11 protein-coding genes are annotated in these 13,268 nt (G+C 44.4%); all 11 read left to right on the top strand.

Going from position 1 to position 13,268, the window contains the following annotated elements; genetic code table 11:
- Positions 1-383: 383 nt before the first annotated feature.
- The 11 genes from sleB (at position 384) to kamC (ending at position 13,020) form a co-directional block, all read left to right on the top strand.
- The gene (sleB, locus tag AC4HCY_RS20945) at positions 384-1,103 is read left to right on the top strand and encodes a spore cortex-lytic enzyme (RefSeq protein ID WP_491095089.1); all 720 of its coding nucleotides are present in this window, start codon (positions 384-386) and stop codon (positions 1,101-1,103) included.
- A 12-nt stretch (positions 1,104-1,115) separates the two neighbouring features.
- Complete coding sequence (gene ypeB, locus AC4HCY_RS20940; RefSeq protein ID WP_323431982.1) at positions 1,116-2,537, top strand: germination protein YpeB; 1,422 nt, start codon at positions 1,116-1,118, stop codon at positions 2,535-2,537.
- 178 nt (positions 2,538-2,715) lie between these two features.
- Positions 2,716-2,886: a small, acid-soluble spore protein, alpha/beta type gene (locus AC4HCY_RS20935; RefSeq protein ID WP_255226605.1), complete on the top strand. Its 171-nt coding sequence runs from the start codon at positions 2,716-2,718 to the stop codon at positions 2,884-2,886.
- 154 nt (positions 2,887-3,040) lie between these two features.
- Positions 3,041-3,934 carry an MBL fold metallo-hydrolase gene (locus tag AC4HCY_RS20930; protein ID WP_323433027.1) on the top strand — a complete coding sequence of 298 codons (894 nt, stop codon included), beginning with the start codon at positions 3,041-3,043 and terminating at the stop codon, positions 3,932-3,934.
- 24 nt (positions 3,935-3,958) lie between these two features.
- The gene (locus AC4HCY_RS20925) at positions 3,959-4,954 is read left to right on the top strand and encodes a tRNA 4-thiouridine(8) synthase ThiI (protein ID WP_491095088.1); all 996 of its coding nucleotides are present in this window, start codon (positions 3,959-3,961) and stop codon (positions 4,952-4,954) included.
- Positions 4,955-4,968: 14 nt separating this feature from the next.
- Positions 4,969-5,775 (top strand): glutamate racemase, encoded by an 807-nt coding sequence (gene murI / locus AC4HCY_RS20920; RefSeq protein ID WP_255226608.1) that lies wholly within the window; start codon positions 4,969-4,971, stop codon positions 5,773-5,775.
- A 256-nt stretch (positions 5,776-6,031) separates the two neighbouring features.
- A complete protein-coding gene (locus AC4HCY_RS20915; protein ID WP_323433648.1) occupies positions 6,032-7,438 on the top strand; it encodes a sigma-54 interaction domain-containing protein in 1,407 nt (468 codons plus the stop codon).
- Between the two features lie 299 nt (positions 7,439-7,737).
- Positions 7,738-8,778, top strand: a complete 1,041-nt coding sequence (gene kdd, locus AC4HCY_RS20910; protein ID WP_323433649.1) for an L-erythro-3,5-diaminohexanoate dehydrogenase — start codon at positions 7,738-7,740, stop codon at positions 8,776-8,778.
- Positions 8,779-8,901: 123 nt separating this feature from the next.
- Complete coding sequence (gene kamA, locus AC4HCY_RS20905) at positions 8,902-10,161, top strand: lysine 2,3-aminomutase (protein WP_491095087.1); 1,260 nt, start codon at positions 8,902-8,904, stop codon at positions 10,159-10,161.
- A 212-nt stretch (positions 10,162-10,373) separates the two neighbouring features.
- The gene (gene kamB, locus AC4HCY_RS20900) at positions 10,374-11,417 is read left to right on the top strand and encodes a lysine 5,6-aminomutase reactivase subunit KamB (protein WP_323433651.1); all 1,044 of its coding nucleotides are present in this window, start codon (positions 10,374-10,376) and stop codon (positions 11,415-11,417) included.
- A complete protein-coding gene (gene kamC, locus AC4HCY_RS20895; protein ID WP_323433652.1) occupies positions 11,407-13,020 on the top strand; it encodes a lysine 5,6-aminomutase reactivase ATPase KamC in 1,614 nt (537 codons plus the stop codon). Before kamB ends, kamC begins: the two co-directional genes overlap by 11 nt.
- Positions 13,021-13,268 lie beyond the last annotated feature (248 nt).

The following is a 13,268-nucleotide window of genomic DNA, read 5'->3' as shown; positions in this document are numbered from 1 at the left end:
ATTCCTCCAATCAGCGAATAATAGCAGAGCTATATTATAATACAAATTGTTAAATATTTAACATTATATCCTAATCCTAGGCTTAAGTCAATCTGTTTTAAGGTATTCCTACTATTCAGTAAATACAGATAATTCAAAATATCCGAGTGTTCAATCCAGGCTTTGATAAAAGACTGTGAACATTAAAAAAGCATATTATTTTCCATATTGATGTTAAAAATGTAACGAGAATAATATGGACTTTACCTTCATGTACTGTAATTGCTATGGAAATCGGTTTTGTTGTTCTAACAATAATCTATTGGTAAAATCTATGAAAAAATAAACGACATAAAATAACCTCTTGCTGTAAAAAATAGATTAAAACAGCAGGAGGTGTTTTTATGTTCTTGAAGTTTTTGAAGAAATATAAATTTATAGTTATTGGAGCATTTTCCGCAGCCGTTATTTCAGGGCTTCTCTATTCCGGATATTTGATAAACCCATTCAGGTACGGAATGGAAACGATACTGCTCAAATGGGGCTCCAGCGGGGATTACGTATATGTGGTTCAGGATAAGCTCAAACGATGGGGCTATTATAAAGGCAACATCGATGGAATATACGGTACTGAAACCCGCCAGGCAGTATTGGATTTTCAGAGAAAGAACGGTCTGAGAGCAGACGGGATAGTAGGTGATGAGACAGCAAGAGCCCTGGGCATGAACGTGCCTCCGGAGTCCAGCGCTTCCTCGGGAGGCGGAGGTGTAAGAAGCAATGAGGTATATACCTTGGCCCAATGTATACATGGCGAAGCCAGAGGTGAGCCATACATAGGCCAGGTTGCTGTCGGCGGTGTAATAATGAACAGGGTGAGAAGCCCTCTTTTTCCCAACACCATAGCAGGTGTAATATTTCAGCCGGGTGCCTTTACTGCCGTGGATGACGGCCAGATGTTCCAGCCGCCCGGGGATACTGCCATGAAGGCTGCTCAAGATGCAATAAACGGCTGGGACCCTTCGGGAGGGGCACTCTATTATTATAATCCCGCAAAGGCTACCAGCAGTTGGATTTGGTCCAGACCTGTCATAAAAGTAATAGGCAAGCACTATTTTGCCCGATAGGAGGTGAAAGGTATGGAAGAAAAGCGCAGGGAAGATAAGCATGAAGATGAAAGAGACAAAAAGTACAAACGCAATTTAAATATATGGAGGGGTCTGACCTTGGCCTTGGCCATAGCTCTTATCGGAGCGGGAGGCTATGGATATAGAATATATGCCCAGAGGAATGAATATAAGACCTTTCTCCAGAATCAATATCAGAGATCTTTCAGAGATATGGTGCAGGAAGTGGAAAATCTAAAAGTATTGCTGGATAAGTCTGAGGTTACTGCCAACAATGTACAGAGCAACCAGCTGATGAATCAGATATGGAAATGCGGCTATTCGGCATCTCAAAGCCTCAGTCAGATCCCCATATCCCAAGGCGTTCTGGAAAAAACTCATAAATTTTTAAATCAAGTATCAGATTTCAGCTTGTCTATATCAAGGGAAAATGCTGCCAATAAGCTGATGAACCAGGAACAGCAAAACTTGCTGTCAAAGCTCAATACTCATGCAGCAAGCCTAACAAAAGAGCTTAGAACTATGCAGGCGGATATAAACAAAGGGAAGATACAATTTGGAGAAATAGCTGAAAAAGGCCCCTTTTATCTGAAAAGGACTCCCGGAAATGCCACAGACACACAATTCGGCACCTTAGAAAAACGATTTACCGAATATCCGTCCATGATTTATGACGGACCTTTTTCCGATAATGTGATAGATGGGAAGCCGAAGGGCCTGGGATCAGAAAAGGATATTGATATGAATGCCGCCCAGGATAAGGCGAAGAAGTTTGTCGACGGGCAGAAGGCAGGCAAGATTGTTGAGGCAAGCTCCGGCAAGGGCAAGATCAGCACCTTCGGCCTTGAAATAATACCGAAGGATGGAGACAGAAGCAAATCTATATCTATTGATATAACTAAAAAAGGCGGCCATGTTCTTTGGATGCTGGATCCCAGGGCGGTAAACGAGAAGAAGCTCACAGATGAGCAGGCTATAGAAAAGGCAAAAACCTTCTTGAAGGCTCAGAATTTTGGAAATCTGGAGAATACCTATTATTATAAAAATGACAACACCATCACAGTGACCTTTGTGGCCGTAGAAGGAAACGGGGTATTGGTATATCCTGATCAGATGAAGGTGAAGCTTGCCTTGGATAATGGTGATATTGTGGGCTTTGACGCTTATCCCTATCTTATGGCCCACCACCAAAGGACCATTCCCAAACCGGCCATAACAGAGGCTCAAGCCCGGGCAAAGGTGAGCAGCAAGGTTCAGGTAAACCGAGTAAGGCTGGTGATAATACCAATGCCGGGAGATCAAGAGCAGCTCTGCTATGAATTCAAAGGAATATATAACGGGGCCGATTATTTCATATATATAAATGCGCAGAACGGCAATGAGGAAAACATACTGCGCATCATCAAAGAAGCCAACGGAATATTGACGCAATAGATAGAACTCAGGGCTCAGAACTCAGAGCTCAGGAGAACACGGATTAACACTGACGCAGTTAAGGCAAGAGAAACCCTTCCGCCCTCTATGACTCCGGCAGCATGAAAAATTTGCATGTGTAAATAAATTAATACAGGAGAAAATATAAATACAGCCTAAAAAAACAGGAGGTGCGGCCATGAGCAGAAAAGGCCTTATGTCTGAGCAACTTAAATATGAAATTGCCAGAGAACTGGGAGTAGACCATATCGTGAGCTCGCAGGGCTGGGGAGGAGTCTCTTCAAGAGACTGCGGCAATATCGTAGCTAAGGCTATAGAAATTGCCAACGGAAAAGTTGGCGGCAGGTAACAGTCAAAGCAAAATAGGCGGTGGGAAATTCTCACCGTCTATTATTTTTCTTATGGCAAAATTTTTTCTACAGCATGACAAAATCATATGCTATAATGTTTACAAATCAAGCTGGCGGGGACGGTTATCGATAGCTCAAGGAAAGGATGATACGATGGCGCAAAAACTTATCAAGCTTAAAGGAAATACATATTATATAGATAGTGCAGTAAACATAGGTATAATAAGCGACGGCAGCGGCAGTGCCGTTATAGTGGACACGGGCCTGGATGATGATATGGGGCGAAGAATATTAAAGCTGGCGGGAGAGGAAGGCCTCGTACCTTCGGCTATAATCAATACCCATTCCCACGCAGACCACTGCGGGGGCAATAGCTTCATATCAAAAAGAACCTCAGCGCCTATTTATGCATCTGCTTTTGAAAAGGCGTTGATTGAAAATCCTATATTGGAGCCTTTTTATCTTTTCTCGGCTGCTCCGCCAAAAGAGATGAAAAATAAGTTTCTTATGGCAAAGGATAGCACCGTGAATCATATTATAGTAGAAGGAGAAATACAGATTCAGGGCATAAACCTTAAAATAGTGCCTCTGAAGGGCCACTCTCCCGGTATGGTAGGCGTTGCCACAGATGATGATGTCCTATTTGTTGGAGATGCCCTGTTTTCCTTAAACATATTGGACAAATATGGATTGGCATATTTTACAGATATAAAAAATACAATAAACACCCTTGAATATTTAAAAAGCTTAAAGTATGATTATTTTGTTCCCAGCCATGGAGACATACTGGAGGACCCCATACCCACCATTGAAGCCAATATGGCGAGGATTGACAAAATTATATCCCTAATAACTAATTACTGCTTCGACTACAGATCAAGGGAAGAAATCACGGCATATATGACAGTTTACTATGATATAAAGCTGAATATGGGGCAGTATTATCTTACCTCATCAACGGTATCTGCATTCTTATCATATATGACAGATGAAGGTATTTTGAAAGCGGAAATACTGGGAAACAATCTGAGGTGGATAAGGGTTTAGTAGAAACGAAAGGATTTGATATATATGGCAAAAGCATTGGCGCTTATGTCCGGCGGCCTCGACAGCATATTGGCGGCAAAGATAATTGCAGATCAAGGCATTGAAGTAACAGGCCTTTGCTTCAAGTCGGCTTTTTTCGGCAGTAAAAACGCTGAAAGAATGGCTGCCCAAATAGGCATGCCACTTATGATAGTTGATTTTACCGACGAGCATCTGGAGATGACCAAGCAGCCGAAGCATGGCTACGGCAAGAACATGAACCCTTGCATAGACTGTCACGCGATGATGCTTAACTATGCAGGCAAAATTATGGAGGAGCAGGGCTATGATTTCCTTATAACAGGTGAAGTTCTAAACCAAAGGCCCATGTCACAAAATTATAAGGCTCTTCAAACCGTAAAGGAAGAGTCGGGCTATGAGAACAAGATATTGAGGCCTCTGAGTGCCCTGAACCTTCAGCCTACAGAGATGGAACTAAGCGGTATGGTGGATAGGAACAGGCTCTTAGGCTTCAACGGCAAGACGAGAAAGCCTCAGATGGCTTTGGCAGAAAAGCTGGGCATAGTGGAATACCCAAGCCCTGCAGGAGGCTGCAGCCTTACTGAGCCTAATTTTGCAGGCAGGCTGAAGGATTTATACGAACATGACAAGGAAAATACTGACAGAAGCGATATAGAGCTGCTGAGGGTTGGCAGGCATTTTCGTCTCACGGATAAGGCAAAGGCCATCAGCACCAGAAATGAAGAGGAATATGAAGCACTGCGGGAGCGTATCAAAGATGACATGCTGGTCTTCGACACCGCAGAGTATAGTGGATCCACAGTTGCACTTAAAGCATCCGTGGGACATGAGCCTACAGCGGATGAAATTCAATTTGCTGCTTCAATAGCAGCCCGTTACAGCAAAGCAAGAGAAGAGGAAGAGGTACTGGTAAAGTACAAAAAACCTAAAGACGATAAATATGAGTACATCACGGTAAAACCGGCGGAGGACCGGGAACTGACAAAGCTTATGCTGTAATGTGGAGGTAAATCATGGATAGACGACCTATTGGCGTATTTGACTCTGGGATAGGGGGACTGACGGTTGTAAAAGAAATAATGGAAGTCCTGCCTGATGAAGATATCATATATTTTGGAGATACTGCACGAGTGCCCTATGGCAGCAAATCCAAAGAAACGGTTATAAAGTTTTCCTTTCAGTGCATCAGGTTTTTGTTGGAAAAGGGAGTAAAGGCAATAGTGATAGCCTGCAACACTGCAAGCTCTGCCGCACTGGATGTGGCTCAGCAGAGCTTTGATATACCCATAGTGGGGGTGGTGGAGCCCGGAGCAGTAACTGCCTGCAGAGTGACAAGGACCAACAAGATAGGAATAATAGGAACGGAAGGCACTGTTTCCAGCGGAGCCTATGAAAAGGCGATATATAGGATAGACAACAGCGTAAACATGGTGCTCAAAGCCTGCCCGCTGTTCGTGCCTATAGCGGAAGAAGGCTGGCAGGATACGGACATCGCAAGGCTGACTGCCTTAAGATACCTGTCGGATCTGAGAGACAGCGGAATAGATGCACTTGTGATGGCCTGCACCCACTATCCCCTTATGGAAAAGACTATAGAGGAAGTCATGGGAACGGATATCAGACTGGTAAACCCGGCATACGAAACCGCTAAGGTGCTGGAGACTATGATAAACTCCAACGGCCTGAAAAATGAAAGGCCGCGCCAGGCTGAATACAAATACTATGTGAGCGACAACCCGGTAAAGTTCAAGAAGGTAGGAGAAAATTTCCTGCATAAGCCCGTAGGCTGGGTAGAGAAAATAGATATAGAAAAGTATTAATAGGGCTAAGGATTCAGAGCTCAGAACTCAGGAGAGACGGGGAACACGGATTGACACGGAACTTTGCACTGAAGGACACGGCGGATTACTTTTCCCAAGACCCATAAGGAATACCCTGGCCCTCGTAACTCTTTTATTTGACTCAAAAGAGCAATATGCTATAATGAAATCAGCAGGTAATATATACCTGCTAATTATAAACCCTATGTGCCGAATAATTGGCAAATGGAAATTTGAATAAATGTGGAGGTGGCTAATGATGATAGACTCTCTCTTTAAGGAGAATATTGAGGAGATATTGGACCACATTGATGATGGCATACATATTGTAGATAGCTCGGGCAAAATAATCTATTACAATAAATTTGCCGCAGATCTGGACGCCATAAACCCTGAGGAGGCTATCGGCCGCCACATACTTGAAATATATCCGTCTCTAACCGCAGAAACCAGCACCATCATGAAGGTAATAAGAAACGGCAGCCCTATACTGAATCATCAGCAATCCTTCAGAAATTACAGGGGCCAGGTGATCACCACCGTCAACACTACCATACCTATAAAATCCGGCAGAAAAATAATTGGCGCTGTGGAGATATCCAAGGACATAACCGAAGTGAAAAAACTGTCGGAGAGGGTTGTAGACCTTCAAGCAGAGCTTTTGAAGGAATCCAATAACACAAGAAAAAAGGACGGCAGCGGAGCAGTATATAATTTCGCAGACATAATCGGAATAACAGATGCCATGCTGAAGCTGAAAAAGGATGCCCTGTCCGTATCCAATTCCCCTTCGCCGGTGATGGTCTATGGAGAAACGGGCACGGGCAAGGAGCTTCTGGTTCACGCCATACATAACGCAAGCCCGAGACGGAATAAGCCCTTCATAGCCCAAAATTGCGCTGCCATACCCGACACCCTGCTGGAAAGCATACTATTCGGCACGGTAAAGGGAAGCTTTACGGGAGCCGAAAACAGGCCCGGCTTGTTTGAATTGGCCAGCGGAGGCACCCTTTTCCTTGATGAAATAAACTCCATGTCCACCAACCTCCAGGCAAAGCTTCTGAGAGTGCTGCAGGATAATAATGTGCGGAGAGTGGGAGATACAAAGGTGACCCATGTGGATGTGAGGATCATGACCGCCATCGGTACAGACCCGAGAGAAGCCCTTGCAAACAGGTATATAAGAGATGATCTTTTTTATAGGCTGAGTGTTATTTCTCTCAGGATGCCTCCTCTTAGGGAGCGATATGAAGACATCACAGTCCTTTCCAAATTTTTTATAGAAAAATACAACAAGATATTGGGCAAGAAGATCAAGGGTTTAACTGCAAGCGCTATGGAGTTTTTCATGTCCTATCCCTGGCACGGCAATGTCAGAGAGCTTGAGCATGCCATAGAAGGAGCTATGAATATGGCAGAGGGGGATGAGATCACTCCCAAATCCCTGCCTCATTATCTCCAGGATATTTATATGAAAAATAGATCAAGGATAAAGAGAGCCGAGATAAAGCCTTTGACAGAAACGATAAACAAGGTGGAGAGCATCATCATACATAAAGCCATGCAAAGAACCGGAGGAAATATTACTAGGGCTGCAGAAATGCTTGAGGTGCCCCGCCAAACTCTTCAATATAAAATAAGCAAATACGGCATCAAAATATAAAGCCTAAATTTCGGCATTATAAATGGAGCAAATCAGCTTATCATAGCTATTTGCCCCTTTTTTAATCTGGCATAGTTTTTGCAACATAATAAAGTAGCATCATCAAGGAAAACGGAAACCACTGAAAGCCATGGAATTTTTCACGAAAAAACACGGAAGGGATGGTATTAGGCGTCAGTTGGTCAGATGACTGCTGTATTGACTGATATAAAATTGCATCGTGAAGGCTTAGGCAATCGTTATCAGTTAGCACAACAGAGATTTGCAAATCAAAAATTATCAATAATAGGAGGAATAATATGTTAAAAGGATGCAAATATGGTACACACAGGGTTATTGAACCGAAGGGAGTATTGCCCCAACCTGCAAAGAAAATCGATAACAACATGGATGTTCTCTATGATAATGAAATTCTGATAAATGTACAGACACTGAATATAGATTCGGCTAGCTTCACACAGATAGAGGAACAGGCTGGCGGCAATGAAGAAAAAATCGCTGAGATCATGAAGGGTATAGTAGCAGAGAGAGGCAAGCATCAGAACCCTGTAACAGGCTCCGGCGGAATGCTTATAGGTACGATAGAAAAGATAGGTGAAGCCTTGGAAGGAAAGACCGATCTAAAGATTGGGGACAAGATAGCCACTTTGGTTTCTTTATCGCTTACACCGCTCAGAATAGACAAGATAAAAGAGATAAGAAAAGATATCGATCAGGTAGATATAGAAGGAAAAGCCATATTATTCGAAAGCGGAATCTATTCCAAGATTCCTACAGATATGCCTGAAAAACTGGTGCTTTCTGCACTTGATGTAGCAGGAGCTCCGGCGCAGGTAGCAAGACTTGTTAAACCGGGAGATACAGTACTTATTATCGGCGCCGGCGGCAAATCCGGCATGCTCTGCTGCTATGAAGCCAAAAAGAGAGCAGGAGTTACAGGCAAGGTAATAGGCTTGTGCCACAGCCAAAAAAGCACAGAAAGGCTTCAGAAGCTGGGCTTTTGCGATGTAGTATTTTCAGCTAATGCTCAAGCACCTACAGAAGTGATGAATAAGGTTGCAGAATATACAAACGGACAAATGGCTGACATAACCATCAATAACGTAAATGTCCCCGACACAGAAATGACCAGCATACTCAGCACAAAGAATACAGGCCTGGTATACTTCTTCAGCATGGCTACCAGCTTTACTAAGGCAGCTTTGGGTGCAGAAGGCGTAGGCAGTGATGTAACGATGATAATAGGAAACGGCTATACAAAAGGACATGCAGACATAACACTGCAGCTGCTCAGAGAATCCGAAGCCCTAAGAAACATTTTCACCGAACTATACGCCTAATTAATAGAACTCAGGATCAAGAGCTCAGAACTCAGGAGCCAGGGCACGGGCTCAGGGCAAATCCGTATTCTCCGTCCCTATGACCCAAAAGGACTACCCCAAAAATAAAAGGAGGTTTGTTTCATGAGACATTATAATGAAATAGAATTATGGAAAGATGTCACTCCGGAACAATGGAACGACTGGAAATGGCAAGTTTCAAACAGGATCACAAAAGTTGAAGACTTAAAAAAGGTAATAAACATCACCCCTGAAGAAGAGGAAGGCATACATGAATGCCTGAAAACCTTGAGAATGGCCATTACACCCTACTATGCTTCTCTGATGGATCCCAACGATCCCAATTGTCCCATCAGGAAGCAGGCTGTTCCGACAAATTTTGAGCTTCATAAAGCCGAAGCAGACCAGCTGGACCCCCTCCATGAAGATGAAGACTCACCGACTCCCGGACTTACCCACAGATATCCGGACAGAGTGCTCCTCCTCATAACCGACCAGTGCTCCATGTATTGCAGGCACTGTACAAGGAGAAGATTTGCAGGGCAGCATGATAATGCACAGCCTATGGAAAGAATAGATAAAGCCATAGAATACATCAGAAATACTCCTGTGGTAAGAGACGTACTGCTCTCCGGGGGGGACTGCCTATTGATAAAGGATGATGTCCTGGAATACATCATAAGAAAGCTTAGAGAGATCCCTCATGTAGAGATAGTAAGGCTCGGCTCAAGGGCTCCTGTGGTCATGCCTCAGAGAATAACGCCCGAATTGGTAAATATGCTGAAAAAATATCATCCGATTTGGCTCAACACCCATTTCAATCATCCCAAGGAGGTTACTCCCGAAACTGCCAAGGCCTGTGCTATGCTGGCTGATGCAGGCATACCGCTGGGCAACCAGTCCGTTCTCCTAAGGGGAGTAAACGATTGCGTTCATATTATGAGAGATCTGGTTCATGAATTGGTGAAGATTAGAGTCAGACCATATTATATATATCAGTGCGACTTATCCTTTGGCATAGAGCACTTCAGAACTACTGTTTCAAAGGGTATAGAGATAATAGAAGGCTTGAGAGGCCATACCTCCGGCTTCTGCGTACCGACATTTGTTGTTGACGCACCCGGCGGCGGGGGAAAGACTCCGGTAATGCCTCAGTATGTCGTATCTCAGAGCAAGCAGAAGGTGATCCTGAGAAACTTTGAAGGTGTAATAACCACCTATACAGAGCCGGAATATATTGAAGAACCATGCAATTGTGAAGTTTGCAAGAAGCAAAGAGAAGATAAGCTCAGCGGCGTAGCCGGACTTCTCCAGGGCAATGCATTAAACTTAGAGCCCACGGAAATGCTTAGAAAAGAAAGAGCAAAACTTAGACAGAAATAAGAGGAAACGGGGAACACGGATTAACACGGAATCCTTAAGCCTATTTGGCTTAGTCATGCTGGCAGGTATAAGATTCCTCGCTGTGCTCGGAATGACTCAGTTAAGGAAAAAAGAAACCCTTCCGTGTTAATCCGTGCTAATAATCCGTGTGAATCAGTGTTCCCCGTAACCTAATACCCATAAGGAATACCCAAGCATAAGGAGACATCATCATGCAATTAATAGATCTTATCTATCCCTCCAACAGAATAGTTTCCATAGTAGGCACCAGCAAAAATGCAGGCAAAACCGTCACCCTAAATGAGATCATCGCCCAGGCCGGTGGAGACAAGGGCATTCAGCTTGCCCTTATCTCCACCGGCAGGGACGGTGAAAGGCGCGATGTGCTCACGGAGACGGAGAAGCCCCCTGTTTTTGTAAAGAAGGGAACCATAGTCACCACTGTGGAAAATGCCATAAAGCCTGAGTATGCAGGCATAGAGATATTCTCTGTAACAGACTACAACACACCAATGGGAAGGGTTGTAATAGGAAAGGCCGTGGAGGATGGCTATGTAGAAATATCCGGACCTTACTCCTCCCGCACCATAAAGGGCATGTGTGAGGATATGCTGGCTTTCGGAGCCCGGCTTGTCCTGATAGACGGATCCCTGGACAGGAGAGCATCTGCGGCACCCTTTGTTTCCGACGGCACCATATTGGCTACGGGGGCAGCCTTAGCCAGATCTCAGGATTTGGTCATAGATAAGACAATGCATATAATAAATACCTACTCAATACCCAGAGTGGAAAGAGGAGAGATCAGGGATCTGGCCCAGGAAATAATGGAAGAGGGCAAGACCGGCTTGATAAACGAGGACTTGTCAATAACTTATGTGGACACCCTCACATCTTTGAGGAGCGGGAGCCTCATTGCCGGATGCCTGACAGACAGCACCAGATATGTGGTGCTCTCCGGCTCGGCTACCACTGATACCCTAAAGGATATTATGCAAAACGCCAAGGGTGATATACAAATTTTGGTGAAGGACGGAACCCGGGTTTTCATCCCCCCAAGAGACCTTCATATGCTGCAAAAGATGGGTATGCAGCTGAAGGTCGTGGATGCCATAAATATCATCGCGGTAACTGTAAACCCGTATTCCCCCGAAGGCTACTATTTTGAATCATTGACCTTCCTGGAAAACATGAGAAGGGCAGTGCCGGACATCCCGGTATTTGATGTGATGCAGGGAGGAAGCAACTATGATTATTAATAAGAGAAGCTATAAAGCATTGGATATAGAAAAGGTGCTTGGCGATCTGCACCCAATAACCCCTTTTGGCATAAAATTTAAAAGCCTTATGAAGCCTTATGAGAGGGAGGATGCAAAAGCTCTTTCTGAAGAATTGGATCGGATAGAAAAAATAAAAGAGCTTGTAGATACTCAAAGGGCTGTCTTTGTAGAGATCAGGACCTACATGCGAGGCATTAAGGATATAAGAAAATCTGTTGAGAGATGTATAGAAGGCGGAGTTTTGAACTCTGTAGAATTTTTCGAGATAAAAAACCTCATATCCATCATGCGATCCATATCTCAAAGCCAGTCATTCCTTCATTGGGAAATACCCGAAAAGTTTAGAGTAGATGTGCTGGAAGAGGTTGAAAGGCTTTTGGATCCCGAGAGCTGCGGATTGAAAACCTTTTATATATATGATTGTTATTCTCCCGGATTGAGAGATTTGCGGGCTTCCAGGGCCAAGGCCGAGCACGTTTTGGAAGAAATGAGGCAGGAAAAAACCCGCGAAATAGAAAAGGAAACCGGTTTAAAGCTGAGATCTACCGGTGACATAACCATAAGCCGCAATCAGATAGATATGATTAAGAGGCTGCTGGATTATCCTAAGCTTCAAGTCTTTTCAGAAACATATATAAACGTGACCTTCAGGGTGAGGCCTGACGAAGATATGATGGCCTTGCTCAAGGACATCGAAAGCCTGAAAGATAAAGAAGCCATCGAGGAAATGAAGGTTCTGGAGGATTTATCTCAAAAGGTCGCATCACGTGGGGGGATCATTCTAAGGAACATTGATGCCATAGGGCATTTTGATCTGCTTATCGCAAAAGCCTATCTTGCCATAGCCATGAACGGAGTGAAGCCGGTCATATCGGAAAAGACCTGCTGCATAATAAAAATGGGCAGGCATCCGGTGGTAGAAACAGGCTTGAAGAAAAAAGGCAAGGTATTCACACCCATAAGCGTTAACCTGACACAGGGCGCTGCAGTCATCACCGGAGCAAACATGGGAGGCAAAACCGTATCCTTGAAGATGGTGGGGCTTCTTATGGCAATGCTGCAGTACGGATTGTTCGTACCCGCCCGATATATGGAAGCAAGCCTCTGCGACTTTATCTTCTTATCTGCAGGGGATGAACAATCCCTGGACTCCGGACTTTCAACCTTCGGGGCTGAAATGCAGGGAATCAAGGAAATGCTTGATATGTCTGAACGGCGGGGCTTGATACTCATTGATGAGCTGGCCAGGGGCACAAATCCAAGGGAGGGCTATGCCATATCTTACGGAATCATAAGCTATTTAATGAAAAAACCTTGCATAACCCTTATCACCACTCACTTTGACGGTTTGGTCAGAGAAGGAGTCAAGCACCTGCAGGTCAAGGGTCTTAGAAATGTAGATTATGACAAGCTGGGAGATCCGGAGGTCATCTCTCAATACATGGATTATTCTTTGATTGAAATAATAGGTAATACGGGAGTGCCCAAGGATGCCATAAATATCTCACGGCTCATCGGCGTACCCGAAGCAATCCTCAAGGAAGCGGAAAGTATATTGGAGTCGCCAGTCACCAGTCACTAGTCGCTGGAATTAGGGCGGCGAGCTCCGGGTCAAAGGTTGCGGAGAACACGGATTTGCACTGAGGGAAATAGGCAAATAGGCACATGGGAGAACGGAGAACACTGAAAGACACTGAGGAAAACCTGCTTCATGTCATTGGTCCCCGTATTCCTAGCCCCAGCGGCATACCCAAATTCTAGCGACTGGCGACTAGAGACTAGTGACTGACCCGTGAGGAATCCCCCAATACTCATATAAGGAGGTAAAAC

It is taken from the genome of Lutispora sp. QWL-02 (assembly GCF_058315355.1).
Note: the sequence above shows the minus strand (reverse complement) of the source record. Positions and strands in the feature narration are given on the sequence as shown.

Bases quoted from the DNA above. Each gene is read 5' to 3' on its own strand.
- AC4HCY_RS20925 (WP_491095088.1), top strand. From the start codon at position 3,959: ATGGCAAAAGCATTGGCGCTTATGTCCGGCGGCCTCGACAGCATATTG.
- murI (WP_255226608.1), top strand. From the start codon at position 4,969: ATGGATAGACGACCTATTGGCGTATTTGACTCTGGGATAGGGGGACTG.
- kdd (WP_323433649.1), top strand. From the start codon at position 7,738: ATGTTAAAAGGATGCAAATATGGTACACACAGGGTTATTGAACCGAAG.
- AC4HCY_RS20930 (WP_323433027.1), top strand. From the start codon at position 3,041: ATGGCGCAAAAACTTATCAAGCTTAAAGGAAATACATATTATATAGAT.
- AC4HCY_RS20935 (WP_255226605.1), top strand. From the start codon at position 2,716: ATGAGCAGAAAAGGCCTTATGTCTGAGCAACTTAAATATGAAATTGCC.
- kamC (WP_323433652.1), top strand. From the start codon at position 11,407: ATGATTATTAATAAGAGAAGCTATAAAGCATTGGATATAGAAAAGGTG.
- kamA (WP_491095087.1), top strand. From the start codon at position 8,902: ATGAGACATTATAATGAAATAGAATTATGGAAAGATGTCACTCCGGAA.
- AC4HCY_RS20915 (WP_323433648.1), top strand. From the start codon at position 6,032: ATGATGATAGACTCTCTCTTTAAGGAGAATATTGAGGAGATATTGGAC.
- sleB (WP_491095089.1), top strand. From the start codon at position 384: ATGTTCTTGAAGTTTTTGAAGAAATATAAATTTATAGTTATTGGAGCA.
- kamB (WP_323433651.1), top strand. From the start codon at position 10,374: ATGCAATTAATAGATCTTATCTATCCCTCCAACAGAATAGTTTCCATA.
- ypeB (WP_323431982.1), top strand. From the start codon at position 1,116: ATGGAAGAAAAGCGCAGGGAAGATAAGCATGAAGATGAAAGAGACAAA.